At 42.7% G+C, this 25,899-nt stretch carries 19 protein-coding genes; 13 read left to right on the forward strand and 6 right to left on the reverse strand.

Going from position 1 to position 25,899, the window contains the following annotated elements; genetic code table 11:
* Positions 1-152 precede the first annotated feature (152 nt).
* The 3 genes from F890_RS08040 to F890_RS08055 all read left to right on the forward strand — a co-directional run bounded on the left by F890_RS08040 (position 153) and on the right by F890_RS08055 (position 3,211).
* The gene (locus F890_RS08040; protein WP_004280337.1) at positions 153-962 is read left to right on the forward strand and encodes a formate/nitrite transporter family protein; all 810 of its coding nucleotides are present in this window, start codon (positions 153-155) and stop codon (positions 960-962) included.
* Between the two features lie 66 nt (positions 963-1,028).
* A complete protein-coding gene (locus F890_RS08045; RefSeq protein WP_005266368.1) occupies positions 1,029-2,759 on the forward strand; it encodes a bifunctional protein-serine/threonine kinase/phosphatase in 1,731 nt (576 codons plus the stop codon).
* Between the two features lie 254 nt (positions 2,760-3,013).
* Entirely contained in the window at positions 3,014-3,211 is a 198-nt protein-coding gene (locus tag F890_RS08055; protein ID WP_004646985.1) for a hypothetical protein, read from the forward strand.
* A 158-nt stretch (positions 3,212-3,369) separates the two neighbouring features.
* On the opposite strand, the gene F890_RS18760 is transcribed toward F890_RS08055, so the two are convergent.
* A complete protein-coding gene (locus F890_RS18760; RefSeq protein WP_004280333.1) occupies positions 3,370-3,537 on the reverse strand; it encodes a hypothetical protein in 168 nt (55 codons plus the stop codon).
* Between the two features lie 329 nt (positions 3,538-3,866).
* Between F890_RS18760 and F890_RS08060 the strand changes: the two genes are divergently transcribed.
* Positions 3,867-4,784 (forward strand): LysR family transcriptional regulator, encoded by a 918-nt coding sequence (locus F890_RS08060; protein WP_004280332.1) that lies wholly within the window; start codon positions 3,867-3,869, stop codon positions 4,782-4,784.
* A 501-nt stretch (positions 4,785-5,285) separates the two neighbouring features.
* Positions 5,286-7,451: a TonB-dependent receptor family protein gene (locus F890_RS08065; RefSeq protein ID WP_005266371.1), complete on the forward strand. Its 2,166-nt coding sequence runs from the start codon at positions 5,286-5,288 to the stop codon at positions 7,449-7,451.
* 65 nt (positions 7,452-7,516) lie between these two features.
* Here F890_RS08065 and F890_RS08070 read toward each other — a convergent pair whose 3' ends face one another.
* Both F890_RS08070 and F890_RS08075 read right to left on the reverse strand, forming a co-directional pair.
* Entirely contained in the window at positions 7,517-8,125 is a 609-nt protein-coding gene (locus tag F890_RS08070) for a MarC family protein (RefSeq protein WP_005266373.1), read from the reverse strand.
* 28 nt (positions 8,126-8,153) lie between these two features.
* Positions 8,154-10,190 carry a choline transporter gene (locus F890_RS08075; protein ID WP_005266374.1) on the reverse strand — a complete coding sequence of 679 codons (2,037 nt, stop codon included), beginning with the start codon at positions 10,188-10,190 and terminating at the stop codon, positions 8,154-8,156.
* 270 nt (positions 10,191-10,460) lie between these two features.
* Between F890_RS08075 and betI the strand changes: the two genes are divergently transcribed.
* From betI to betA, 3 genes are read left to right on the forward strand one after another with little or no spacing between them, the layout of a single operon-like run.
* The gene (betI, locus tag F890_RS08080) at positions 10,461-11,039 is read left to right on the forward strand and encodes a transcriptional regulator BetI (RefSeq protein WP_005266375.1); all 579 of its coding nucleotides are present in this window, start codon (positions 10,461-10,463) and stop codon (positions 11,037-11,039) included.
* A gap of 21 nt (positions 11,040-11,060) precedes the next feature.
* Positions 11,061-12,536 carry a betaine-aldehyde dehydrogenase gene (betB, locus tag F890_RS08085; RefSeq protein WP_005266376.1) on the forward strand — a complete coding sequence of 492 codons (1,476 nt, stop codon included), beginning with the start codon at positions 11,061-11,063 and terminating at the stop codon, positions 12,534-12,536.
* A gap of 11 nt (positions 12,537-12,547) precedes the next feature.
* Positions 12,548-14,203, forward strand: coding sequence for a choline dehydrogenase (gene betA, locus F890_RS08090; RefSeq protein ID WP_005266378.1), 1,656 nt, complete (start codon positions 12,548-12,550; stop codon positions 14,201-14,203).
* A gap of 134 nt (positions 14,204-14,337) precedes the next feature.
* Here the strand turns inward: betA and F890_RS08095 are convergent, their stop codons facing one another.
* Complete coding sequence (locus F890_RS08095; RefSeq protein ID WP_082191740.1) at positions 14,338-15,366, reverse strand: IS701 family transposase; 1,029 nt, start codon at positions 15,364-15,366, stop codon at positions 14,338-14,340.
* 70 nt (positions 15,367-15,436) lie between these two features.
* On the opposite strand from F890_RS08095, the gene F890_RS08100 reads away from it, so the two are divergent.
* The 3 genes from F890_RS08100 to F890_RS08110 all read left to right on the forward strand — a co-directional run bounded on the left by F890_RS08100 (position 15,437) and on the right by F890_RS08110 (position 19,834).
* Positions 15,437-16,207, forward strand: coding sequence for a TorF family putative porin (locus F890_RS08100; RefSeq protein ID WP_005266382.1), 771 nt, complete (start codon positions 15,437-15,439; stop codon positions 16,205-16,207).
* Positions 16,208-16,548: 341 nt separating this feature from the next.
* The gene (locus F890_RS08105; protein WP_005266383.1) at positions 16,549-18,750 is read left to right on the forward strand and encodes an OsmC domain/YcaO domain-containing protein; all 2,202 of its coding nucleotides are present in this window, start codon (positions 16,549-16,551) and stop codon (positions 18,748-18,750) included.
* A gap of 220 nt (positions 18,751-18,970) precedes the next feature.
* A complete protein-coding gene (locus F890_RS08110) occupies positions 18,971-19,834 on the forward strand; it encodes an IS982 family transposase (protein WP_005265583.1) in 864 nt (287 codons plus the stop codon).
* A gap of 162 nt (positions 19,835-19,996) precedes the next feature.
* On the opposite strand, the gene F890_RS08115 is transcribed toward F890_RS08110, so the two are convergent.
* Entirely contained in the window at positions 19,997-21,709 is a 1,713-nt protein-coding gene (locus F890_RS08115; protein WP_005266384.1) for an electron transfer flavoprotein-ubiquinone oxidoreductase, read from the reverse strand.
* A 223-nt stretch (positions 21,710-21,932) separates the two neighbouring features.
* On the reverse strand, positions 21,933-22,769 hold the full coding sequence (locus F890_RS08120) for an IclR family transcriptional regulator (protein ID WP_004280319.1): 837 nt from the start codon (positions 22,767-22,769) through the stop codon (positions 21,933-21,935).
* A gap of 503 nt (positions 22,770-23,272) precedes the next feature.
* Between F890_RS08120 and F890_RS08125 the strand changes: the two genes are divergently transcribed.
* Positions 23,273-24,427, forward strand: a complete 1,155-nt coding sequence (locus F890_RS08125; RefSeq protein WP_004280318.1) for an acyl-CoA dehydrogenase family protein — start codon at positions 23,273-23,275, stop codon at positions 24,425-24,427.
* Between the two features lie 31 nt (positions 24,428-24,458).
* Positions 24,459-25,658, forward strand: coding sequence for an acyl-CoA dehydrogenase (locus F890_RS08130; protein ID WP_005246320.1), 1,200 nt, complete (start codon positions 24,459-24,461; stop codon positions 25,656-25,658).
* Positions 25,659-25,899 lie beyond the last annotated feature (241 nt).

Raw genomic sequence — 25,899 nt, forward strand, 5'->3', positions numbered from 1 at the left:
ATTTGCTTTTATCTATATTAAATATGGCAACGGCGCCATGACACGATTGATCTGTTTGAATAATACAAGGCAAAGACGCCTAGGGTTGAAATAGACCTTAGGCGTTTTTTATTTGCAAACAGGCAAGTAATTTATATAAAGGGGATAAAAATATGGCTTATCTTGCTCCTGCAGAGTTTGCAAAAAAAGTGGTCGATGCCGGTGAGGCAAAACTTCATATGGCAACGCGTGATGTTTTAATTCGTGCGTTTATGGCAGGTGCAATTCTGGCACTGGCAGCAGTATTTGCCGTGACGATTGCGGTACAAACAGGGGTGCCACTGATCGGTGCGCTGCTATTTCCAGTCGGTTTCTGCATGTTATATCTATTAGGCTATGACCTGCTGACCGGGGTATTTGTATTGACTCCATTAGCCTGGTTAGACAAACGTCCTGGGGTGACGTGGGCACGTATTTTAAAAAACTGGGGACTGGTTTTTTTAGGTAACTTTGCCGGATGTTTAACCGTGGCAGTGTTGATGGCCGCAGTCTATACCATGGGTTTCGCAGCTGAACCGAATGCGGTCGGGGTGAAAATTGCCCATATTGGTGAGGACCGGACTTTGGGCTATGCCGAATATGGTTTTGCTGGCTGGATGACGATTTTTATCCGCGGCATGCTGTGTAACTGGATGGTGTCACTCGGGGTAATTGGCGCCATGATGTCAACCACAGTCAGCGGAAAATTTATCGCGATGTGGATGCCAATCATGCTGTTTTTCGCCATGGGCTTTGAACATTCAGTGGTGAATATGTTCCTGTTCCCATTTGCCATGATGATGGGTGGTGATTTCTCGATTACAGACTATTTCTTGTGGAATGAATTACCGGTGGCATTGGGTAATTTAGTGGGTGGTCTGGCACTGACAGGTCTGGCGCTCTATACCACGCATGTACGTACTGGCGATAAAAAAGAATTCTAATCTGAGCATGATGATTTATGTCTTGAGATTAAAGGGATCAATTCGATCCCTTTTTGAGTATTTAAAATGAATAAAAAATTAAAGATCAGCATCGGGCAATATTCTTCCGCTGGAATCAAAGCACAGAATCAGGATTTCCATGGGGTCTATATTCCTGAAGGCCACGCGCTTAGCAGTAAGGGCATTGCCTGTGCAATTGCAGACGGGATCAGTAGCAGCAATGTCAGCCATATTGCAGCAGAAACTGCAGTCAGCAGTTTTTTATCGGATTATTATTCGACTTCGGATGCATGGAGTACTCAAACTTCAGCGGCACGGGTTATTCGTGCGACTAATTCCTGGCTCTATGCACAAACCCAGCAAAGCCGCGGGCGTTTTGATAAAGACCAGGGTTATGTCTGCACCTTTAGTGCACTGATTTTGAAAAAAAACAGGGCACATATCTTTCATGCTGGCGACAGCCGGATTTATCGCATTCAGGCACAAGCCATTGAACAGTTGACGGCTGATCACCGTGTTTGCCTGTCATCAACAGAACATTATTTAAGTCGTGCACTGGGTGCCGACCATCGTATCGATGTCGATTATCAGCAGCTTGAATTATGTGAAGATGATTTATTTATCTTGATGACAGATGGTGTCTATGAGTTTATTGATATGCAGCTCATATCAGATCTGCTGCAACAGCAACAACATCTGGATATCATTGCCAAGTCTATAGTCGAGCTGGCCTTAAAGCGGGGTAGTGATGACAATCTCACCATTCAAATCATTAAAGTGGAACAGTTGCCTGAGGAGGAATCCTTTCATATCAAGAGCCATGTTTTATTTCCGCAACAGCTGAGTCATGGTGATCTGTTTGAAGGTTATCGGATTGATAAAATCCTGCACCAAAATCATCGCAGCAGCCTCTATTTGGCGCGTGATGAAGCAACACAAAATCGGTTGGTCATTAAAACCTTGTCTGTCGATGTGCAGGATGACCTGAAAGCGGTAGAACAATTTCATTTAGAAGAGTGGGTATCGAAACGCTTAAAACATGAAAATCTGCTGCAATGTTATCCGCATAAGGGCAGCAAGAAGTTTTTATTTCAAAGTTATGAATACTTGCAAGGGGAAAGCCTAAACCGATGGCTGCACCGTCATAAAACTGCTTTAACTTTACAGCAGTTGCTTCCGATCATTGAGCAGGTGGCCAAGGCACTGAATGCCATGCACCGTCTTGAAATGCTGCACCAGGATGTACGACCAGAAAATGTCATGCTGCTCGAACCAGCCGATACCTTGAAAGTGAAACTGATTGATTATGGATCGACTGCGGTCAGAGGTCTGGTTGAACTGAATCCCAAACACGCAGATGTTCCTTTGGGAACCTTGGCCTTTATGGCACCTGAGTATTTTATTGGACGCTCGCCCTCAGTAAAATCAGATCAGTTCTCGCTGGCGGTGATGAGTTATTATTTATTAACCCGACAGTTGCCTTATGGGACGGACCTCGCGCGCTGCAAGACCGAAAAGGCCTTAAAGCAGGTTCGATATCATCCTCTCTATGAGTATCGACCGGATCTGCCACATGGCTTGGACGCAATCTTTAAAAAAGCGCTTTCCATTCGCCCGGAGCAGCGCTATGAAGCACTTTCAGCCTTTATATATGATCTGAAACACCCAGATATCAAATTTAAAAAATCAGTTTCACGCCCTATGCTTGAAAAGCATCCAGTCACTTTCTGGAAATCCTGCACAGCGATTCTTTTTTTGTTATTGCTCTGGGTGTTTGCACTATATTTTAGCCAATGAAAATAATCCAAATAAGCTGTTGAACGATTTTTTTTGACTGAAGTAAAAAATCAGATGTGATTTGAGCTGAGATGTAGTCAAAATATCTATTTATTCTTATTGCAGATTTTTCTATTTTTACGATGATTGACTCTGTGTTTTCGAAGATTATCCCTATAAAATAGAAAGTGCAGTTAAAATCTAAGTAAGCATAAAAACATTGGAATAATAATTGCTTATTTTTAATACCATTAGAATAAAAAGGCAGATGAGACATGAAAATTCAATTTTTTAAGCTGATTTTAATCTTGAGCAGCAGCATGGTGATGAGCCAAACCAGTCTCGCCGGAGATGGTGGCTTGCGTTTTGCTGAGAAAAATCAGGAAATAGCGGCACAAATTCAGGCCAAGAAAAAAACGGCAGAAATACAAGCGCAGTCCCTACAAGCAAAAGCCTCTACAGAAACGAAATAGTAAAATAGCACTCATCCAAGAAGGTGAGCTGTTCAGATTAGATCAGATGTATAAGATGTGGTGATGCGAAAAACTAGTCCCTAACTTTTTAATACTGAAAAAAAACTCCCCATCTATTTTAAGAATGGGGAGTTTTTTATTTTGCATCTCAGGGAAAATTACTGAATTTGTTCCTCATCCTGTCTTTCCTGACGCAGCTGATCACGTTGTCTCTGTGGATCATGAAGGCCTAATTGACCTCGCTGGATCTCACGATCCTGTTTTTCTTGAGGATCAAGTTGTTCTTCAGTGAGTTCTTCATCATTTCGATCGATTGGATTCGACATAGTCTTTCATCCTCTAAAATACTTTCTAATTTTTATTGTATGAGTGCAGCAAAATTATTCTGTGACTTTTATGCCTGAGTTAGTTTTCTATCTTGTTGCTGCTGTAAGTTTAATCAATATTTTATGGGTTATTTTAATGATGGTTAAGTTAACCAAGAAAATTAAATTAATGAAATTAAGGGAATAGTAATTTAAATCTATAAACCTAATAGTTGAATATATCTCATTATTCTGGTTTTGAAATGAGAAAAACTAAATAAAATAAGAAAAATGGGTTATGCTTAAGACAGATTAAGTGTCATCCGTCTTTTAAATTTCCGGTATTTTTCATGATAGAACTTCGCCATTTAAGAACTTTAACTGCTCTGCGGGAGCATGGTTCTCTGGTTGCAGCAGCAAGTGATTTATGTTTAACCCCATCAGCCTTGTCACATCAGCTACGTGAACTCGACCAATGGTTTGGCGTCGAAGTGGTCAATCGGCGTAGTCGCCCTGTGAGCTTTTCAAATGTTGGGGAGCGGTTGCTAAAACTGGCAGATGAAATATTACCGCAAGTTCAAATTGCACAGAGTGATATCAGCCGAATTGTGCATGGTCAGACCGGACGAATTGTTTTTTCCTCTGAATGTCATAGCTGTTTTGACTGGTTGATGCCGCTACTCAATCAATACCGGATGCAATATCCGGATGTAGACCTGGACTTTGCCTCAGGTTTTGAGTCGAATCCGCATGAATTATTGCAAACTGGAGAGTTTGATCTTTTAATTACGGCTGATCCGATTGCGCTTAAAGGCATTGAATATTTTCCAATATTTGAATACGAATCACGCTTGGTTTTATCCAATACCCATCCATTAGTACGTGCGAAAGAGATTACTGTTCAGGAACTTGCTGAAGAAACGCTGGTGACTTATCCGGTGGATAAACACCGTTTGGACATCATGTCGCGTTTGTTTATTCCCGCTAATATTCTACCAAAAGCCATTCGTACCACCGACTTGACCCAAATGCTGATTCAGCTGGTGGCAAGTGGTCGCGGGATTGGTGCATTACCTGATTGGGTGGTCAATGAATATGAGCAGAAAGGCTGGGTGACATCACGCCGTTTAGACTGTGTGGCGCCTGAAGGCTTACGTCGAACTTTATATGCAGGCTATCGCACAGAAGAAAAACAGAAAGATTATTTTGAAGGCTTCTTGAAACAGCTGGATCGGTTTTCCAAGAAAAGACAGGTCTATTACAGCTAATTTGCGAATAGTTAAATATATTTAGTCCGTTATTTTTAAAAATCCTGCATCGTCAGGATTTTTAAAAATTGATTGTTTTTCTCTCAAGGATTTCAATTTTTCTATAAGGTGATGAGGTTAATCTTGTCTACTTTAAATCAGAAAATATACAACTTCGGCCAACTTTCGAAATTAAAGAACTGGTTTGGTCGATTATAAATTTTTCTACTTATCACATTTTGCCAGGTGGAAATACATCTGTGCAGAATTAAATTACATATTATTAAATATCAGTTACTTAAAAATTAAGTTCTTGGAACTTGTGAGGATGTGGTTTTGATCTTGCAAGTTGATTTTTAATAAAAAGATTAAATAAAATGAAAAAACATACGCTGATCAGTCAATTTTTTGGCAGAAAATAACTCCTGAAAATAACAATGTTGATCTATGCTACAGCATAATTTTTAAACTGATTTCCTCTCATAAAACGGAATCACTTATACAGGACTGTATAAAATCGCCATGCACATGACAAAAATTCCTCTCAAGAAAAGCCCGCTGAGCCTCATGATTCTGTCGATTGTCTCAGGTCATCTTTATGCTGAAACTGCCGTAGAACCGGACAATGTTCAACAGCTGAATACTATTGTGATCAGCGCTGAGCAAAATGCCAATCCGCAGCAGCAATATCAGAAAGAGCTGGCTCAGGTTTCAGGAGGAACGAATTTCATTGGTGAGCAGCAATTAGAACAGCAGCGACTTGCAACCACAGCCGATGTGTTCCGTTTACAGCCAGGAATTTATGCCCAGTCTGCAGGGAATGAAGGTGCAAAAATATCGATCCGTGGCTCAGGAATCAACCGGACTTCAGGTGCACACGCATCCGGTACGCACGTCCTGATTGACGATATTCCATTTACCGGGCCGGGCGGTACAGCGTATGAACTGCTAGAACCCTGGTGGATTGATCATGTCGGCGTCTATCGCGGAGCCAATGGCTTTAAACAGGGTGGACTGGCCTTAGGTGGAACAATCAACTATAGAACCAAGACCGGCGCAGAGCAGAATGGCTCTGAACTCAAATATGAAATGGGTAGCCATGGCTATCAGAAATATCAGTTTAGTACTGGCCGACAACTCGACAAATTAGATTATTATCTGGCAGTGACGGGTTCACAGTTTGACGGGATTCAAGATCATGCCGAAGGTGATGGCAAAGGTCTGGCTTTTAATCTGGGTTATCAGATCAGTCCGGATATCGAGACCCGCTTTTATGCCCGTTACCGTGAAAGCAAACATTTAACGCCAGGGCGCATTACTCAGGAACAGCTTAAGAATAATCCTGAAGCAGCCAATGATTTTAATCTGACTGTAGATGCCAAGCGGATTCAGCCGGGCAGTACCTGGCTGGCAAATACTACCACCTGGAACTTGCAGGATGATGCCAAACTGACCGGTAGTCTGGCTTATCACCATTATCCATTGGATCTACGTGAAAGTAGTTACCGTACCAATGTCGATTATGAAGATATTAGTGCAAGAATCCAGTATGAGAAACCTTATCAGTTATTCGGTCTTGAACATCAAGGACGAGTTGCTTTTCGAAGTACCACGCACCGTCCGAATAGTGGTGTAACCGAAACAATTCGACGCGATACTACAATTGATGGCACGCTTTATCCGGCAGATACCGTAACACGCCGTTATACCTATCGCGGTTCAGACAATGTGCTGCAATTTGATCAGGAAACTCAGTTGAATGATCAGTTTAAGCTTGATCTAGGATTGGCAGCAGCCTATACCCACCGTGAGAGTGAAGTGACTTATCCTGTGGCTAGTCCTGAAGTCAGCCGCTATGAATGGAATTTCGCCCCGCGTATTGGCCTGACTTATCAGCCAAATGAAACACTACAATGGTTTGCCAATTTAAGCCGTAGTATTGAACCGGCACATCCATGGGCGATGGCATGGTCTTCGCCATACTATTTTGACACTGGTGTCGCTTCAGGGCGGGTACGTGAACCTATTTATCTGGACACGCAAACTGCAAATACTTTAGAACTGGGTGGCCGGGGCCAATCAGCCTGGGGTGATTGGGCACTGAGCTACTATTATTCCAAAGTTAAAAACGAGTTATTAACCTCAGAGTTGATCAAAACCTATGAGGATGGATCGGAACGACCTTCTGAACCAATTGCCGTAGAATCCAATGCAACTCCCACCCTTCATCAAGGTGTAGAACTCAGTCTGGATACACCATTGTATGCATCACAGCAGGGTGAACTTCGCCTACGACAGGCTTATACCTTGAGTGATTTCCAATATAAAAACGATCCTTTATTTGGCAAAAACCAGCTGCCGGGAATTCCAAAACATCTTTATCAGGCGCAGCTCAGTTATGCCTTGAATAACGGTCTTTATGTGGGTCTAAATACAGAATATGCATCGAAGATGGCACATGATTATGCCAATAGCCGCTTCAGTGATGATTATCAGATTTGGGGTATTGATCTGGGATATGCGCCAGAAGATCAGTCATGGAGTGGCTGGGTTAACTTCAAGAACATCACCGATGAAAAATATGCAGCAGTGGTAATTCCAGGCTATGACGACAAAGGTGCAGATTTAGCACGATCTTCACCGGGTGAAGGCTTCTCGACTTATGCAGGCGTGTCGTTTAAATTTTAAAATCATCACTTCATAAAAAAAGCGGGCATTTTTGCCCGCTTTTTTTATTGTCAGCTTATATAAAACTAGCCTTCCAGAATTCCACTGACACCTGTCACAATCATATCAATGGCGATGGTTCCGATTAACAGTGCTGCAACACGACCGACAATATCGACATACAGGTCAATGTAGTTGGAATATTTATGCTGTAAATGATCATGCAGGTATTTCATCAGGATCAGCAGGCTACAGGTCAGAAACAGGGTAAAGAAAATCACCAGAATGGTTTGCATTAAACTGAGCTGAATCCCGGTAATCACGGAAGCCGAAATGGTGCCGGGACCGATCATAAACGGCATGGCAATCGTACCCGCCAGATGACTGGGCGCTCCACGCATCACACCAATCGTATCAGCACCTTCAAAGACATAACGATAGCCAATCACCAGAAAAATAATACCGCCAAAAATCTGGAAGGACTCAAACCGTACATGCAAGACTTCATTAAAGAAGGCTTCACCGGTTTTTGCAAAAATGATGAACACAATAAAGCTGATCAGACTGCCCTGAATCAATGCCATGTTGAATACTTTTGCGTCGGAATTACGGATAATTCCGAGCATATAAATACTCATCAAAAATGGGTTGAGCAGGGAGAAAAACAGGGCAAATGCATTCAAACTTTCTGACATCATTCAGTCCTTCCGTAGTTGAGATATCCTAGATTTTACGATCCGGGAACAGCGGACGTTTACCTGGGCTGATCCGGTTAATATGCAGATACATCATATGGCGTTCATATTTATCCAGGATGTCATTGATCACCTGTTCCTTACTATAACCGACCAGATCGTTGCCCTGAGAGCCTTCAAACAGATAACTTTCCAGACGATAGTAATAACGTTTGGTTCGTTTACCACGTGAACTGAAATTTGGCGTGTCATAGCGTACCGGCCATATTTCATAGACAAAGTTTTCTTCTTCATCGAGCTGAATGGTCAGATCAAGGTGATACAGTTCAGGTTCTTCCTCAAGTGATTTTTCCTGAATATTGACTTGAATGCCTTTGTCAATTAACTCGGTTGCAACGGCCTCGATGGCCGGCTTGCAGACATTATCCAGCATGGTCCGGGTCTGGGACAGGCTTGGATGCAGCATGACCCGGCTCAGACGCTTCTTCCAGTTCAAGATATCCACATTACCGACCACAGGTGCCGCATTCAAACTGGTACTGGCCTGCCGAAAATCCTCCAGACGCAAGGACTTATACAGTCCGGCCATCACAAAGAAAATGACGAAACTAAAAGGCAGACCCATAATAATCGTAGTGTTCTGTAATGCTGTTACGCCATTCGCCATGAGCATTGCCAAAGTCAGCAAACCGATGGCAATGGCCCAGAACACACTCAGCCAGCGCGGTGAATCATGTTCAATATTAGTGAATTTGGTCGTGAAATTTCCCAATACCAATGCCCCCGAGTCCGCTGAGGTCACATAGAACAGTAAGCCGGTAATGGTGGCGACACCTGCAGTAAAGGTAAAGCCTGGATACTGCGCCAGCAGATCATAAAAACCATGTGCCGGATTTTCTAAAACTGTCGTAGCAAGTTGAGTATTACCATCAAAAATCACGCTGTATAAAGCACTGTTACCGAAAATAGACAACCAGGTCAGGGTAAATAACAGAGGAATAACCAAAGTCCCGGTGACAAATTCACGAATGGTACGACCACGGGAAATACGGGCCAGGAACAGACCGACAAAAGGTGACCAGGCGATCCACCATGCCCAGAAGAACAGGGTCCAGCTATTCATCCACTCTTTCGGTTGTTCAAAAGGAAAACTGGTTAAAGAAAGCTTCGGGAACTGGCTGATATAGTCACCAAAATTCTGAATCAAGGCGGCTAATAAAAACTCGGTATTGCCTACAAACAGAATGAATAGCAGCAGCCCAATTGATACATAGATATTAATTTCAGACAGGATCCGGATGCCTTTATTGACACCGGCAGTGACTGAAATAATAGTAATAATCACGGCAACGGCGATGAGTGCAGTTTGAATCCAGATATTTTCTGGTAAATCAAACAATACATGCAGGCCGTAATTTAATTGCACAACGCCAATCCCGCAGGTGGTGGCAATCCCGAAAATCGTGCCGAGTACTGCAGCCGTATCCACAGTATGGCCAATTGGACCATTAATTTTTTTTCCAAAAATAGGATAGAGTGCTGATCGGATGGTGAGCGGTAAATTATAGCGATAGCTGAAATAACCTAGCGCGACCCCAATCAGTGCATACATACTCCAGCCGGTTAAACCGTAGTGAAACAGGGTCCATACCATGGACTGGCGCGCAGCTTCGAAGGTTTCACCTTCGCCTACAGGCGGATTTATATAATGCGAAAGCGGTTCCGCCACTGAGAAAAACATCAGGTCAATCCCGATTCCGGCAGAAAATAGCATCGCCGACCAACTCAACAGGCTAAATTCTGGCTTGGAATGTTTGGGGCCTAATTTAATCTCGCCATAACGGGAACAGGCGATAAAGACGATAAAAACCAGATACAGCGTTGCCGCTAGCAGGTAATACCAGCTAAAGGTACGACTGACCCAGTTTAAAATATTGATAATGACTTGATTGGCTTGTTCATTAAATAAAATGGTAATGATAGAAAACAGCAGAATAAGTGTCGCCGAAAAATAAAAAACTACTTTATTCAGACCATCTTGCATCTCTTCATTTTTCTTTTGCATAAATCCATGACCATCGTGTTGTTGCCGGATGATCTACAGTGCAGTGTGATTTAAAAGCAAAAGCCTGCGGTAAAGCTTCCTTGTTTTCGTGAATTACAAACTTTTGCAAATCCAAAACAAACTGCGCTGTACATCAAGGGTGAGCTGGCACTATAATTTTTATTAATTGAACGTTCAATTAAAAAAGCGTTTATGAATTGTTACATCATTCAGCTATTTGCTTTAGCAGAGTGATTTTTTATTGTTACATCCGTTATTCAGGTTAGTCCTATGCCCAAAGTTGGTATGCAACCGATCCGTCGTCAGCAACTGATCGATGCCACCTTAGCTGCAGTGAATGAGCTAGGTTTTGCAGAAGCTTCAATTAGTCAGATTGCCCAGAGAGCAGGTGTCTCAACCGGCATCATAAGTCATTACTTTCGAGGTAAAAATGGCTTGATTGAAGCCACAATGCGTTACTTATTGCAGCAATTGGGTAAATCTGTTGCACAGATAAAGATACAGGTTGATGACTTACCGGAGCAGCGCTTACTGGCGATCGTACGTGGTAATTTTGCTGCTCCACAAACCGACAAGGCGGCCATGAAAGTCTGGTTGGCGTTCTGGGCTAGCAGTTTGCATCAACCTGAGTTACATCGGTTACAGCAGATCAATCATTACCGCTTACATTCCAACCTTAAATATGAATTCATGAAAAAGTTGAATAAAGACCAGGCAGAGAAAGCCGCTCAAGGTTTGGCAGCATTGATTGATGGATTCTGGTTAAGAGGTGCTTTGGTAAATGGCGAAATTGACCCAGAACTGCCGATTGAACTGTGTAGTGAATATATCCGGCAACAACTCAAATAACCCACCTGCGAGGAAATTCCATTGACAACATTCAAACTGCAACGTCCTTATATTCATGGACAATATGTCGATGCAACGTCCAATAGCACGTTTCAAACGATTAATCCTGCAACAGGCGAAATTCTGGCAGACGTGCAGGTATGTACGCGAAAAGATATCGATCGCGCTGTTGAATCGGCACAACAAGGACAAAAAGTCTGGGCAGAAATGACGGCGATTCAACGTTCCCGTATTTTGAACAAGGCTGTTGCCATCCTCCGTGAACGTAATGACGAGCTGGCGCGTTTAGAAAGTCTCGACAGTGGTAAAGCTTTCAGTGAAACATCCACCGTCGATATTGCGACAGGTGCAGATGTACTCGAATACTATGCAGGTATTTTGCCATCATTAGAAGGCCAGCAAATCCCGCTCAGAAGCAGTTCGTTTGTTTATACTCGCCGTGAACCTTTGGGTGTAGTTGCCGGGATTGGTGCATGGAATTACCCGATTCAAATCGCCTTATGGAAATCTGCACCTGCACTGGCAGCAGGCAATGCCATGATCTTTAAAGCCAGTGAAATCACGCCATTAACTGCATTAAAACTGGCAGAAATTTATACTGAAGCCGGTGTGCCGCATGGCGTATTCAATGTGGTGACCGGTAGTGGTGACATTGGTGGCTATCTGACTTCACATCCGGACATAGCCAAAGTTTCATTTACCGGTGGTGTCGCAACCGGCAAAAAAGTCATGGCCCAAGCTGCAAATTCCAGCCTGAAAGAAGTCACCATGGAGCTGGGCGGAAAATCCCCGCTGATTATCTGTGAAGATGCCGATCTGGATCTGGCGGCAGATATAGCCATGATGGCTAACTTCTACAGTTCTGGTCAGGTCTGTACCAATGGAACCCGGGTATTTATCCCTTTGGCCTTGAAAGCAGAATTTGAAGACAAGATTTTGCAGCGTATTCCTTATATCCGTATGGGGGATCCACTTGATCCTGAGACCAATTTTGGTCCAGTGTCCAGCTTCTCTCATATGGAAAAAGTGCTGGGCTATATTGAACAGGGCAAGATCGAAGGTGCACGCTTATTGTGTGGTGGCGGCCGTGCTGAAGATGAGCAGTTTGCCCAAGGCGCTTATGTGCTACCAACGGTATTTACCGATTGCCGTGACGACATGACGATTGTCCGTGAAGAAATTTTTGGTCCAGTCATGAGTATTCTGAGTTATGACTCAGAAGAAGAGGCGATTCGTCGTGCCAATGATACCGAATATGGTTTGGCAGCTGGTGTCGTGACACCGAATCTGGCACGTGCGCATCGTATTATTCATCAAATCGAAGCCGGCATTTGCTGGATTAATACCTGGGGCGAATCACCGGCAGAAATGCCTGTCGGTGGCTATAAACATTCAGGTGTCGGTCGCGAAAACGGTATTGTCACGCTACAGCAATATACCCAGACCAAGTCGGTGCAAGTTGAACTTAGTCCTTTCCAGTCTGTATTTAGCGCATAAGGGAGGATTGGATGAATTACGACTATATTATTATCGGTGCAGGTTCGGCAGGGAATGTACTCGCAGCGCGTTTAACTGAAGATCCGGATGTGAAAGTCCTATTGCTGGAAGCAGGTGGGCCGGATTACCGTCTAGACTTCAGAACACAAATGCCTGCTGCATTGGCTTATCCATTACAGGGACGACGCTATAACTGGGCCTATCTGACCGATCCCGAACCTCATATGAATAATCGTCGTATGGAGTGCGGGCGCGGAAAAGGTCTGGGCGGTTCTTCATTAATTAACGGCATGTGTTACATTCGCGGTAATGCTATGGATCTTGAACAGTGGGCCAGCCTGAAGGGGCTAGAACACTGGAGCTATGCTGAATGTCTGCCGTATTATAAAAAAGCTGAAACGCGCGATATTGGCGGCAATGATTATCATGGTGATTCTGGACCGGTTTCGGTGGCAACACCTAAAAATGGCAATAATGAACTGTTCCATGCCATGGTCGAAGCAGGTGTACAGGCCGGCTATCCACGTACTGATGACCTGAATGGCTACCAACAGGAAGGCTTCGGGCCAATGGATCGTACTGTGACACCACAAGGTCGTCGCTCCAGTACGGCACGTGGTTATCTGGATATGGCCAAAGGCCGGGATAATCTCACCATTATTACCCATGCCATGACCAACCGAATTCTGTTTAATCGCAATCAGGCGATTGGCGTAGAATATTTTGAAGGTCAAAATACCTTACAGCCGATTCAGGTCTTTGCGGATCGTGAAGTGCTACTTTGTGCTGGTGCAATTGCATCACCGCAAATCCTGCAACGTTCTGGTGTGGGTTCGGCTGAACTGTTAAAAAGTCTGGATATTCCTGTAGTTCAGGATTTACCGGGAGTGGGTGAAAACCTGCAAGACCATCTGGAAATGTACTTGCAATATCAGTGCAAAAAACCGGTGAGCTTATATCCGGCTTTGAAATGGTATAACCAGCCGATGATTGGGGCAGAATGGTTATTTTTGGGTAAGGGCATTGGCGCGAGCAATCAGTTTGAAGCAGGTGGTTTTATCCGCTCTTCAGATGAATTTGAATGGCCGAATATTCAGTATCACTTTTTACCGATTGCGATTAACTACAATGGCACCAATGCCATTCATGAGCATGGTTTTCAAGCTCATGTTGGTTCAATGCGTTCGCCGTCACGTGGCCGTGTTCGTCTGAAATCCAAAGACCCGTTTGAGCATCCAAGTATTCTGTTTAATTATATGAGTACCGAGCAGGACTGGCGTGAATTCCGCGATGCCATCCGCATTACCCGGGAAATTATGCATCAGCCGGCATTGGATCCCTATCGTGGTGAAGAAATCAGTCCGGGAAAACATCTACAAACAGATGCTGAAATTGATGAATTTGTTCGTAATCATGCAGAAACCGCGTATCATCCATCGTGTAGCTGTAAAATGGGTGAGGATGACATGGCGGTTGTCGATGGTTATGGACGCGTACATGAAATGCAGGGTCTGCGTGTGATTGACGCCTCGATTATGCCTTTGATCATTACCGGTAACCTCAATGCAACTACGATTATGATCGCTGAAAAACTGGCAGACCATATTCGTGGCAAACCTGCTCTTGCGCCTTCATCGGCACCTTTTTACAAGGCGCCTCGCGCTTAAATCATGGTTTTATTCCTGTCATCTGGCAAAGCAGGAGTAAAACGAATTTCAATTTTTTCCCAAAGCCGGAGATAAAACCTCGACTGCTGTCGTTTTATCTCCGCTTTACTTAATACATTAGGACTTACGCACTATTATTTATAGATTCTCTGTGGTAGCAGATGATTTTTATCGAGAATAAAGTCATCAATGAAGTTTTTGATAACTGGTCTAAATAATTTCTTCTGCCAACGATATACATTTTCAAAGATCCGCTCAAACTGGTTCTTTTGTATCTCAACGTAGGCCATCAAGGCTGAAAAAATATGATTCAAAATCAGTTTAGATCGTCTTACTTGAAACTTTTCAATATGACAAACCTGTTTAATCACCCGGTGATATTGCTCTATTTTCCAATGACTTGAATGCAATTCATGAAAACCCTCAAAGGACAATAAATCATCTTCATCTTGATGCACAATATAAAACCTCTGCTGTTCTTTTAACTGAGTCTTAAATAATTGTACAAAGCCAAAATCTTTGAGCCAGACCACTTGACCCTGATGGAAATTCGGCAATAAACGGAGTTGAAACCATTGTCCTTTTTCAGGGGAAACCTTACGGTTACTGTCGATACCAAACATAAATCGAATACCATGTTTTCTTATGGTTTTTAGATTTTCAGTCGATGAATACCAACTATCACCTGTAATAAATTGAATCTTTGCACCCCAACTGAGTACTTCACTTAACATATCCATAAAGTAATCATTCTTGGTTTTACTTTCAGATTTGTCATAAATTCGGAAATTAATTGGAATATTTTGACCATTTTGATCTGTCGCATACAAGGTAATGAGATTAATACCCTTGACGGATCGGTGGTGTTTGCCTGACCAAAAATAGCTAACCAAGTCCATATGTTGACTATATGGTTTATCTAAAACAGTATCATCAATACTGACTATAAGTTTATTATTATCAATATGTTGAATTGATTCTTGATATAGGTCGTGAGGTGTGTAGTCTTCACGCTCTAGAAAGCGATTTACACTATCATGCGAGATATTATAAGTCTCGGCAAGTTGTGTGCAGCTAATAGAGTTCGGTTCTGTCATGAGAAAGCCCATATAAATGGGTAATGTACAAGTTGCTGTAGAAGCATGTTTAGTTCGTCTGATCACAGATACGTTATAAAGTAGTTTGAGACTTTTTTAAATCCGTCAATGCGTAAGTCCTATACATTTATATTTTATGAAAATATTCAATCAAACAGTGCTGTTTGGCTGTGCTGCTGTTTCAAGTTTTTACTGTTATGCCGATGATGCGGAAGTAAAACAAATAGAAGCAAGCGGAAACTTGAGTGTGGTCTCCAAATACGTCTCCCGCGGTTTGACCAATGCGCCTGAAAATGATGATGTTGCTGTACAGGCTGCATTGAATCTGGCTTATGGTAATTTTTATGTCGGATATTGGGGATCTACGCTTGGATACTCTTATGCAGAAGTGCAGGGGCGTCAGGGACATCGTTCAGACAAATTCGAGCATAACTTTCTGCTGGGTTATACCCATAGCAGCGAAAATTATGATTGGGATCTATGGAACGCAACCTATTATTATCCGGGCGGCAAGCATACTACCGGAAATGAGCTGGGTTTAAATATAAGTCGTGCATTGAATGATCAGACCAGTATTGGCGCCAGTGTATCGACCTATCTGTATGATGTGGCTTATGCCAATCAGGGCGATACTTTTTATACGCTTAACCTGAATCATCAGTTGAATGATCGCCTGAATGCCAGCGTTACGGCAGCGGGAAGCTATTTTAACGATGAAGGCAAATATGAGGGCGGTGAACTGGGCGATACCGAAAAGCAGTTTGCCTTTCGTTATGCTTCTGCCGGACTTAGTTATGCGCTCTTACCTCAGGTAAGTTTGTCGGGTGAATATATCTTTGGCGGTTATGACCGTTATGATGACAAGCAGCGTAATCTTGCAGTATTTGCACTGAGTTATGATTTTTAAAATTATGAAATCATTCAGACTAGGCGGGTGAAAATCTGCCTTATCTGCAACTTTGATTAATAGTATAAGCCATGACTTGAAGTTGATTCATGCTCCGGCAGCTCAGGAAAGACTGAGGATCTGGTTTAATCTGCCAGAATTTCAGACAAATATTATCAATTTCATAAAATAATTCTATAATAGCGCCCATTCTCGGCAGCGTTATCCAGACACTTCGTCAAATGGCATAACCTGACCATTTTCTATTTTTCATTCAAGTTCTCCTCCGTGAACCGGCTTGTATATTCAGATTCAGCATCTTATCTGTCCGTGACGGCACATAAGAATATTTAGGTATCCACATGGAAATTAAGGTCAATTATCTCGATAATCTTCGTCAGGAAGCCAAGTTCGATGACTTCACGGTAATCGCCGATCAGCCGATCCGCTATAAAGGCGATGGTTCGGCACCCGGCCCATTCGATTATTTTCTGGCATCTTCAGCTTTATGTGCGGCTTATTTTGTCAAAGTCTATTGCGCGGCACGTGATATTCCGACCGACAATATCCGCCTATCTCAAAACAATATCGTTGATCCTGAAAACCGATATAAACAGATTTTTAAAATTCAGGTGGAACTACCGGCTGATATTTCTGAAAAAGACCGCCAGGGAATTTTACGTTCGATCGACCGTTGTACCGTCAAAAAAGTAATTCAAACCGGTCCTGAATTTGTCATTGAAGAAGTAGAAAGTATCGATGCAGATGCTCAGGCCTTGTTAATGCCAAGTCTGGCTTCTGACCATACGACTTTCATTCCGGGTAAGGACCTTCCGCTGGAAGAAACGATTGCCAATATGTCTGCCATTCTGGCAGGCCTTGGCATGAAGATTGAAATCGCGTCTTGGCGTAATATCGTGCCGAATGTATGGTCGCTACATATCCGTGATGCGCAGTCACCAATGTGCTTTACCAATGGTAAGGGTTCGACCAAAGAAAGTGCGCTGGCATCTGCCTTGGGCGAATTTATTGAGCGTCTGAATTGCAACTTTTTCTATAACGACCAGTTCTGGGGTGAGGATATTGCCAATGCCGAATTTGTGCATTATCCAGATGAAAAATGGTTCCAGCCAGGTCCAAATGGCGAACTACCTGCAGAAGTTTTAGATGAACATACCCGTGAAATTTATGATCCTGAAGATGAATTATTGGGTATCCATCTTTACGACACCAACTCTGGTAATAAAGCACGTGGCATCTGTTCATTGCCATTTGTACGTCAGTCTGATGGTGAAACCGTTTATTTCCCGTCGAATCTGATCGAAAACCTTTACTTAAGTAACGGGATGAGTGCCGGCAATACCTTGGCTGAAGCGCAAGTACAATGTCTTTCTGAAATTTTCGAACGTGGGGTAAAACGCGAAATTCTGGAAGGTGAACTGGCACTACCGGATGTGCCTGAACATGTTCTGGCAAAATATCCAAAAATTGTTGAAGGCATTAAAGGCCTAGAAGAACAGGGCTTCCCGGTTCTGGTCAAAGATGCATCTTTAGGCGGTCAGTTCCCGGTCATGTGTGTCACCTTGATGAACCCACGTACCGGCGGTGTATTTGCCTCATTTGGTGCCCATCCAAACTTTGAAGTGGCTTTGGAACGCAGTCTGACTGAGTTATTGCAAGGCCGTAGTTTTGAAGGTCTGAATGATCTGCCAAAACCAACCTTTAGCAGTAATGCCGTGACTGAACCAAATAACTTCGTCGAGCATTTCATCGACTCGAGCGGTGTAGTGTCTTGGCGTTTCTTCAGCGCGAAATCAGATTATGATTTTGTCGAGTGGGATTTCACTAATAACGGTCAAAATTCGAATGCGGACGAAGCTCAGGAATTATTCACGATTCTGGAAGACATGGGCCATGAAGTTTATATGGCGGTGTATCAGCATCTAGGTGCAACAGCTTGCCGTATTCTGGTACCGGGCTATTCGGAAATTTATCTGGTAGAAGATCTGGTTTGGGACAATACCAACAAGGCTTTGTTATATCGTGAAGATATCCTGAATCTGCACCGTCTGGATGATGAACAATTGGAAGCACTGGTTGAGCGTCTGGAAGAAGCAGATGAGGATGACTATACCGAAATCAAAACCTTGATCGGTATCGAGTTCGATGAAAATACTGAATGGGGCCAACTCACTATTCTGGAACTGAAACTGCTGATTTATGTGGCTTTGCAGCAATTTGAAGAAGCCAAAGATCTGGTTGAGCAGTTCCTGCAGTTCAATACCAATACCGTTGAACGTGGCCTGTTCTACCAGTGCATGAATGTCGTTCTGGAAGTCATTCTGGATGATGAAATGGAACTGGATGATTATGAGCACAACTTCCGCCGTATGTTTGGTGATGCCCGTATGGATGCCGTTCTAGGTTCAATCGAAGGCACAGTTCGTTTCTATGGTTTGACCGAAACCAATATGCAGCTTGAAGGACTGGACCGTCATTTACGCCTGATTGACAGCTATAAGAAATTGCATGCAGCGCGTGCCAAGTTTGTGGCTCAGCAATAATCCATAGATGAATGACTAAAAATTTTCGTTATTTGTTTTAAATCTTAAAGATGGCTTACTCGGTTTCGAATAGGCCATTTTTATCTCTGACCCTATATGCAATCTTTTCTATTATTTCTATTCTAACCTGAGTTCGATATAAAAAAAGAGTAGAAAAAAAAGCCCTGTATTTGTAACATATTGGTTCTCAAGACAAAATGTTATAAAACAAGGCTTTTCAATGGATCATATTACCGAATTATTTTGTATTTTGGATGATTTCTGCAAAAAATTTAATGAGTCTTTAGAGAAAGCTTTAATTTCTGATCAAAAAACCAGGCTGAAAAAGTCAGCTTTAAGCTTGTCTGAAGCAATGACCATTGTCATTTTATTTCATCAATCCGGGTTTAGATTCTTCAAATATTTTTATTGCCAAATGATCGTTCCATTCTGGAAATCTGCTTTTCCTAAACTGCTTAGCTACAACCGATTTATTGAAATCATGCCCCGTTGTTTGCAAGCTCTGAGTAGTTTCTTCCATCAAGTGAAAGGAAAAGATACGGGAATCAGTATCATTGACTCCACTAAATTGGTGGTTTGCCATAATCTTCGGATTAAAAGGCATCGTGTATTTAAAGGTTTGGCCGGTCGTGGAAAAAGTAGTACGGGTTGGTTTTATGGTTTTAAATTACACCTGATTATCAATAATTTAGGTGAAATTATTAATCTCACACTTACATCAGGAAATGTTCATGATGTTGCTGTACTTGAATCTTTAACTAAAGAGTTAAAAGGAATTTTACTCGGAGATAAAGGCTATTTGAGCAAAGCAAAAGCTGAAGCTTTAGCAGCCAGAGGACTAAAAATATTGACTCCATCACGCAGGAATATGAAAAATAAACCTATTCATACTGAACAAGAAAAACAATTGCTTTGCAAAAGAGGATTGATCGAAACAGTAAATGATCAGTTAAAAAATTTGCAGCAACTTGAACATTCACGTCATCGTTCGGTCAACAACTTCATGGTGAATATTATGGCTGCTGTAGTGGCTTATTGCTTGAACCCCAATAAGCCAACTTTCCAAAATATGCTAAAAGGCTAAGTGGATTTCATCGAACTCAGGTTATTCTAGCTTATTAATTCCAGCTCCCGAGGGAACTGGGATTACCTAAAAAATTAAAGTGAAGTGTTAATACTAACTGCTTCAAGATTGGGTATGTGAATGTGAGAAATAAATGTATTTTTCTCCTTCACAGGAATTACCTTACATATTCGGGTAATTCGGACCACCACCACCTTCCGGTGTCACCCAGGTGATGTTCTGTGACGGATCCTTGATGTCACAGGTCTTGCAGTGCACACAGTTGGCTGCATTGATCTGGAAGCGTTTCGAACCGTCATTATTTTCCATGATTTCATAGACACCCGCCGGGCAGTAACGCTGTGCAGGCTCATCCCATTTCGGTAGATTTACTTCCACCGGAATTGAAGCATCGGTGAGTTTCAAATGTGCTGGCTGGTTTTCTTCATGGACCGTGTTCGATACAAACACCGAAGACAAACGGTCAAAAGTCAGCTTGCCATCCGGTTTTGGATAGGTCGGCTTGAAACTTTCAGCTGCCTGGGTTTTTAACGCAGCATGATCTTGAACCAGATCGTGCAGGGTGAACGGCACTTTAAACACGTTTTGGTCGATAAAGTTAAAGGCACCCCCGATCCATTGACCGAACTTGTGCATGGCCGGGCCAAAGTTACGCGAGTTGTATAACTCTTCTTTCAGCCAGCTGTTGTTGAACTTGTCGGTATAAGCGGTCAGTTCCTTGACAAAGAAATCTTCGCCCTCTGCCACACGCGCCACCGCCAGATCACCGCCTTTTTCTACACCGGCCGCAATCGCCTCAAATACCGCTTCACCGCAGAGCATGCCGGATTTCATCGCAGTATGTGAGCCCTTGATCTTGGCAAAGTTCAGGAAGCCGGCATCATCACCAATTAACGAGCCACCTGGGAAAGTGAATTTTGGTAATGAGTTAAAACCACCTTTGGTCACAGCACGCGCACCATAAGAAATACGCTTACCACCTTCCAGATATTGCTTAATTAATGGATGGGTTTTCCAGCGCTGCATTTCCATGAAGGGATACATATGCGGGTTGGTGTAAGACAGATCTACGATCATGCCCAGAGTCACCTGGTTATTCTCAGCATGGTATAACCACCAGCCACCTGAAGAACCAGTTTCATTTAGTGGCCAGCCGGCACCATGCATGACCAGACCCGGTTTATGCTTGGCAGGATCGATTTCCCAAAGCTCTTTAATGCCGATACCGTAATGTTGCGGATCCGCGTCCTTGTCCAGGTTGAACTTCTGGATCAGACGTTTACCTAAATGACCACGGCAGCCTTCAGCAAAAATCGTGTATTTGGCATGCAGTTCATAACCCGGGGTAAAGTTATGCGTTGGTTCGCCATCTTTACCAATGCCCATGTCACCGGTTTGGATGCCTTTGACTGTGCCATCGGCATGATACAGAATTTCCGAGGCTGCAAAGCCCGGAAAGATCGACACTTCCAGTTCTTCGGCTTTCTGGCCTAACCAGCGCACCACATTGCCCAGTGAAATGACATAGTTGCCATCGTTATGCATGGTTTTAGGCACCATCCAGTGCGGTGCTTCCTGTGATTTTTCATCTGAAAGCAGGAAGAAGGTTTTATCTTCAGTCACCGGGACATTCAGCGGGGCACCCTGTTCTTTCCAGTCCGGGAACAGCTCGTTCATGGCACGCGGTTCAAGCACAGCACCAGACAGAATATGCGCACCGACTTCGGAGCCTTTTTCTACGACACAAACGGACAAATCGTTTAAGTTGTTTTCAATTGCAAGTTGACGGATTTTGATCGCAGCAGAAAGACCCGCAGGGCCTGCGCCTACGATGACGACGTCAAACTCCATCGATTCTCTTGTTATATCTTCCATAATATAAAATCCAATTTCGCTATACGATATTTATAGCATTATCTAAATCGGTTATGAAGCTTATTTTTGATCTTTTTATTTGGAATAGGAATTTATCTTTTTTAAATCTTATCTATTTCGCAGCATTAAAAAGGTTTGCTGAGAATTCTGGATAAAGGAAGAAGATGTGTAGATTGGGTATTCAATAAAAGAGCGACTTAATGTCGCTCTGATAAATAATTTTTTATATGTTATTGAGATTCATTGCAATATTATTCACCATGTGAATCAGACGCGGTCCAATTTCATTTTCCAGTTTTTCCTGATTTAACAGATAACTTGGGGCACCACAGTTAAACGTTAATATCCCATGTTTGGGGTGAACCAACGGAACTGCCACGGAATTCACATCCTTAGCCCAGTCACCTAAAGACAGACAGTAGCCATAATCCTGATAATCACGGATTGCACGTTCCAGATTACGCTTGATGGTTGGCCACTGATCTTCGTTTCTTTTCTTGATGGCATCAAATAAATATTCGCGTTCCTTTACATCCATCGCTGCCAGACAGGCACGTCCCATGGCACTACTATGAATCGGTAAAGTCGAACCGACAGGGCGGCGCATAGTCAGTGTCGATTCTGTATGTACTACTTCCAGATAAATCATGCTGAGACGGTCACGGGTAGCCATTGCCACAGGGGCTTGGGAATAGCGTGACATTTCTTCCATAAACGGATAAGCCTGAGTACGTGCAGAAATATTACTTAAAGCTGCATAGCCTAAAGCTAATACGCCAACATCCAGCAGATATTTCGTGGTATTCGGCAGTTGTTTTAAATAACCTAAAGAAACCAGGGTGCTGGTAATACGGGCCACAGTTGGCTTGGGTAAGTTGGTTAATTGTGCAATTTCCTGATTGCCAAGCAATTGATTGGTCGCTGAAAAGCAACGTAAGATTTCCAATCCACGCGCAATAGACGCAATAAATTGAGGATTATTTTCTCTATGAATATGTGAAATCGGATCTAAACGGATTTCATCAAAGTTGGGAATTTCACCAGTTTTATTTTTTGTCATGGTCAGGGCAATTAAAGTTAAATTAATGAATATGATAGCAACATAATTTCACGATACAAAATAAAACACTTCTACAAAAGATAAAATATAGGAAAAAGTGCCGAAATTATTTGTGATCGAAAAGAATCCTGTTACCCAACTTTGAAGACAATATAAAATCATCTAGTTTTTTAGGTTTAACACGTAGCCAATATATTTAAGAAGTTTCGATTTCTCCGAAAGAGTCAGTGATCGATAAATATTACAGCAAGAAAAAAGGTTTAATTATCTATTCAAAAAAACTGATAAATAGAATAATCACTCATCAAAATATTTCGTATCGTGAAATTAAATATTAAACACAAATCAACTGGAATACCAGAAAAATTTCATTTTTTAGTTAAAATATAAAATTTTTAATAATTTCACTTGCTCAAAATGATTTTATATGATTATTTATTTCGTAATACGAAACAAAAATAAGGGTAAAGGAATTTACCTAAATTATATCCATGGAGATTCATATGATTCGTGATCCGGAAATGCTCGACCAACTTCTGTCAACGATTCGCGATTTTGTAAAAAATGAACTGGTGCCTCTTGAGCATGAAGTAGAAGAGAACAATGCCATTCCTGAACATATTGTGGAACAGATGAAAGAGCTGGGCTTGTTTGGCCTGACGATTCCTGAAGAATATGGTGGTTTAGGCATTACCATGGAAGAAGAAATTCTGGTCGCGATGGAATTGGGCCATACATCGGCTGCCTTTCGCTCTTTAATTGGTACTAACAACGGCATTGGCTCAAGCGGCATCATTATCGACGGTACAGAAGAGCAAAAACAGAAATATTTACCGCGTTATGCAACGGGCGAAATTATTGGTTCATTCTGTTTGACCGAACCGGATTCCGGCTCAGACGCTGCTGCTTTAAAAACCAGTGCAGTCAAAGACGGCGATTATTATATTTTAAACGGAACTAAACGCTTCATCACCAATGCACCACGTGCCACGACATTTACCGTGATGGCACGTACCAATCAAGAGATTAAAGGTGCTAGCGGTATTTCAGCATTTTTAGTTGAAGCAGGTACGCCTGGTTTAAGCCTAGGTAAAATTGACAAGAAAATGGGCCAACATGGTTCCTATACCTGTGATGTGATTTTTGATAACTGTAAAGTGCATAAAGATCAGCTGATTGGCGGTGTAGAAGGAATTGGCTTTAAAACAGCTATGCGTGTGCTGGATAAGGGTCGTCTGCACATTGCCGGTTATAGCGTCGGCATGGCAGAGCGTATGCTGGAAGACGCACTTAACTATGCAGTGGAGCGCAAACAGTTTGGTCAGCCCATTGCGAATTTCCAGCTGATCCAGGGTATGTTGGCAGACTCCAAAGCCGAGATTTATGCAGCCAAATGTATGGTTCTGGATGCTGCGCGTCTACGTGATGCTGGCCAAAATGTTACGACTGAAGCCTCTTGTGCCAAAATGTTTGCAACTGAAATGTGTGGTCGAGTTGCTGATCGCTGTTTGCAGATTCATGGCGGAGCGGGTTATATCAGTGAATATTCAATTGAACGTTTCTACCGTGATGTGCGTCTGTTCCGTTTATATGAAGGAACGACACAAATCCAGCAAATTATTATTGCGCGTGAAATGATTAAACAAGCAACCGCCTGATCTCATAATTTTAAAATAAGGAAATATTAAAATGACGACAAAAATTAGATTTGATTGGCAAGACCCGTTTTTAATCGAACAGCAACTGACGTCAGAAGAGCGCATGATCCGCGATGCAGCGGCAGCGTACTGTCAAGACAAACTGATGCCGCGGGTACTGGAACAGTTCCGCCATGAAAAAACCGATCCGGCTATTTTCCGTGAGATGGGTGAACTTGGTCTGCTAGGCCCAACCATTCCGGAACAGTACGGCGGTGCAGGTTTAAATTATGTCAGTTATGGTCTGATTGCTCGTGAAGTTGAACGTGTCGATTCAGGTTATCGCTCAATGGCCAGCGTACAAAGCTCTCTGGTGATGGTACCCATTAATGAATTTGGTTCTGAAGAGCAAAAGCAGAAGTATTTACCAAAATTAGCAACCGGTGAGTATATTGGTTGCTTCGGCCTGACCGAGCCGGATCATGGTTCGGATCCGGGCAGCATGATTAGCCGTGCCAAAAAAGTCGAGGGTGGTTACCGTTTAACTGGCGCAAAAATGTGGATTACCAACAGCCCGATTGCTGATGTATTTGTAGTTTGGGCTAAAGAAGTTTCTGCCGAAGGTAATGTCGGTGACATTCGTGGCTTTATTCTAGAAAAAGGCTGGGAAGGGCTTTCTGCTCCAGCGATTCACGGTAAAGTGGGTCTACGTGCCTCGATCACCGGTGAAATTGTAATGGATAACGTCTTTGTTCCAGAAGAAAATGCATTTCCGGAAGTTCGTGGTTTAAAAGGGCCTTTTACTTGCTTGAATAGTGCGCGTTACGGGATTGCCTGGGGTGCCATGGGAGCTGCAGAATTCTGCTGGCATACCGCACATCAATACACCATGGATCGTAAACAGTTTGGCCGACCACTTGCTGCGAATCAGTTAATTCAGAAAAAACTGGCAGATATGCAAACTGAAATTGCCCTTGGCTTACAGGTGGCTTTACGTTTTGGCCGCATGAAGGATGAAGGCATTGCTTCAGTTGAAGGTACATCACTGATCAAGCGCAACAACTGCGGCAAGGCACTGGATATTGCCCGTTTGGCCCGTGACATGATGGGTGGAAATGGCATTAGCGATGAATTCGGTGTAGCCCGTCATCTGGTTAATCTGGAAGTGGTAAATACCTATGAAGGTACCCATGATGTACATGCCCTGATTTTAGGTCGTGCACAAACCGGAATTGCAGCCTTTTGCAACTAAACCTGAGTTTAACCTAGCCAGCATTGCTGGCTAGATTGTTTTACGGGTTTAAGAATTGTGCTTAATCGCATCTTTCAATGTATTGCTATGTGATTTTGTAGAGCAACTTTATCAAAAACTTTGAAAATCATTTTTATACCACTTTGCTAAAGCATGGTAATGAGCAGCAAATATTCTATATTTCACCTCAATAATTAAGTGAAATATACGTTTTAAAAGGCACAGGAGTGCCGAAAAGTAG

The organism is Acinetobacter sp. CIP 64.7, from assembly GCF_000369745.1.
Lineage (GTDB): Bacteria > Pseudomonadota > Gammaproteobacteria > Pseudomonadales > Moraxellaceae > Acinetobacter > Acinetobacter fasciculus.

What these genes read in the sequence shown, in the direction of transcription:
- F890_RS08040 (WP_004280337.1), top strand. Translation starts at nt 153, where the DNA reads ATGGCTTATCTTGCTCCTGCAGAGTTTGCAAAAAAAGTGGTCGATGCC.
- F890_RS08045 (WP_005266368.1), top strand. Translation starts at nt 1,029, where the DNA reads ATGAATAAAAAATTAAAGATCAGCATCGGGCAATATTCTTCCGCTGGA.
- F890_RS08055 (WP_004646985.1), top strand. Translation starts at nt 3,014, where the DNA reads ATGAAAATTCAATTTTTTAAGCTGATTTTAATCTTGAGCAGCAGCATG.
- F890_RS18760 (WP_004280333.1), bottom strand. Translation starts at nt 3,537, where the DNA reads ATGTCGAATCCAATCGATCGAAATGATGAAGAACTCACTGAAGAACAA.
- F890_RS08060 (WP_004280332.1), top strand. Translation starts at nt 3,867, where the DNA reads ATGATAGAACTTCGCCATTTAAGAACTTTAACTGCTCTGCGGGAGCAT.
- F890_RS08065 (WP_005266371.1), top strand. Translation starts at nt 5,286, where the DNA reads ATGCACATGACAAAAATTCCTCTCAAGAAAAGCCCGCTGAGCCTCATG.
- F890_RS08070 (WP_005266373.1), bottom strand. Translation starts at nt 8,125, where the DNA reads ATGTCAGAAAGTTTGAATGCATTTGCCCTGTTTTTCTCCCTGCTCAAC.
- F890_RS08075 (WP_005266374.1), bottom strand. Translation starts at nt 10,190, where the DNA reads ATGCAAAAGAAAAATGAAGAGATGCAAGATGGTCTGAATAAAGTAGTT.
- betI (WP_005266375.1), top strand. Translation starts at nt 10,461, where the DNA reads ATGCCCAAAGTTGGTATGCAACCGATCCGTCGTCAGCAACTGATCGAT.
- betA (WP_005266378.1), top strand. Translation starts at nt 12,548, where the DNA reads ATGAATTACGACTATATTATTATCGGTGCAGGTTCGGCAGGGAATGTA.
- F890_RS08100 (WP_005266382.1), top strand. Translation starts at nt 15,437, where the DNA reads ATGAAAATATTCAATCAAACAGTGCTGTTTGGCTGTGCTGCTGTTTCA.
- F890_RS08105 (WP_005266383.1), top strand. Translation starts at nt 16,549, where the DNA reads ATGGAAATTAAGGTCAATTATCTCGATAATCTTCGTCAGGAAGCCAAG.
- F890_RS08110 (WP_005265583.1), top strand. Translation starts at nt 18,971, where the DNA reads ATGGATCATATTACCGAATTATTTTGTATTTTGGATGATTTCTGCAAA.
- F890_RS08115 (WP_005266384.1), bottom strand. Translation starts at nt 21,709, where the DNA reads ATGGAAGATATAACAAGAGAATCGATGGAGTTTGACGTCGTCATCGTA.
- F890_RS08120 (WP_004280319.1), bottom strand. Translation starts at nt 22,769, where the DNA reads ATGACAAAAAATAAAACTGGTGAAATTCCCAACTTTGATGAAATCCGT.
- F890_RS08125 (WP_004280318.1), top strand. Translation starts at nt 23,273, where the DNA reads ATGATTCGTGATCCGGAAATGCTCGACCAACTTCTGTCAACGATTCGC.
- F890_RS08130 (WP_005246320.1), top strand. Translation starts at nt 24,459, where the DNA reads ATGACGACAAAAATTAGATTTGATTGGCAAGACCCGTTTTTAATCGAA.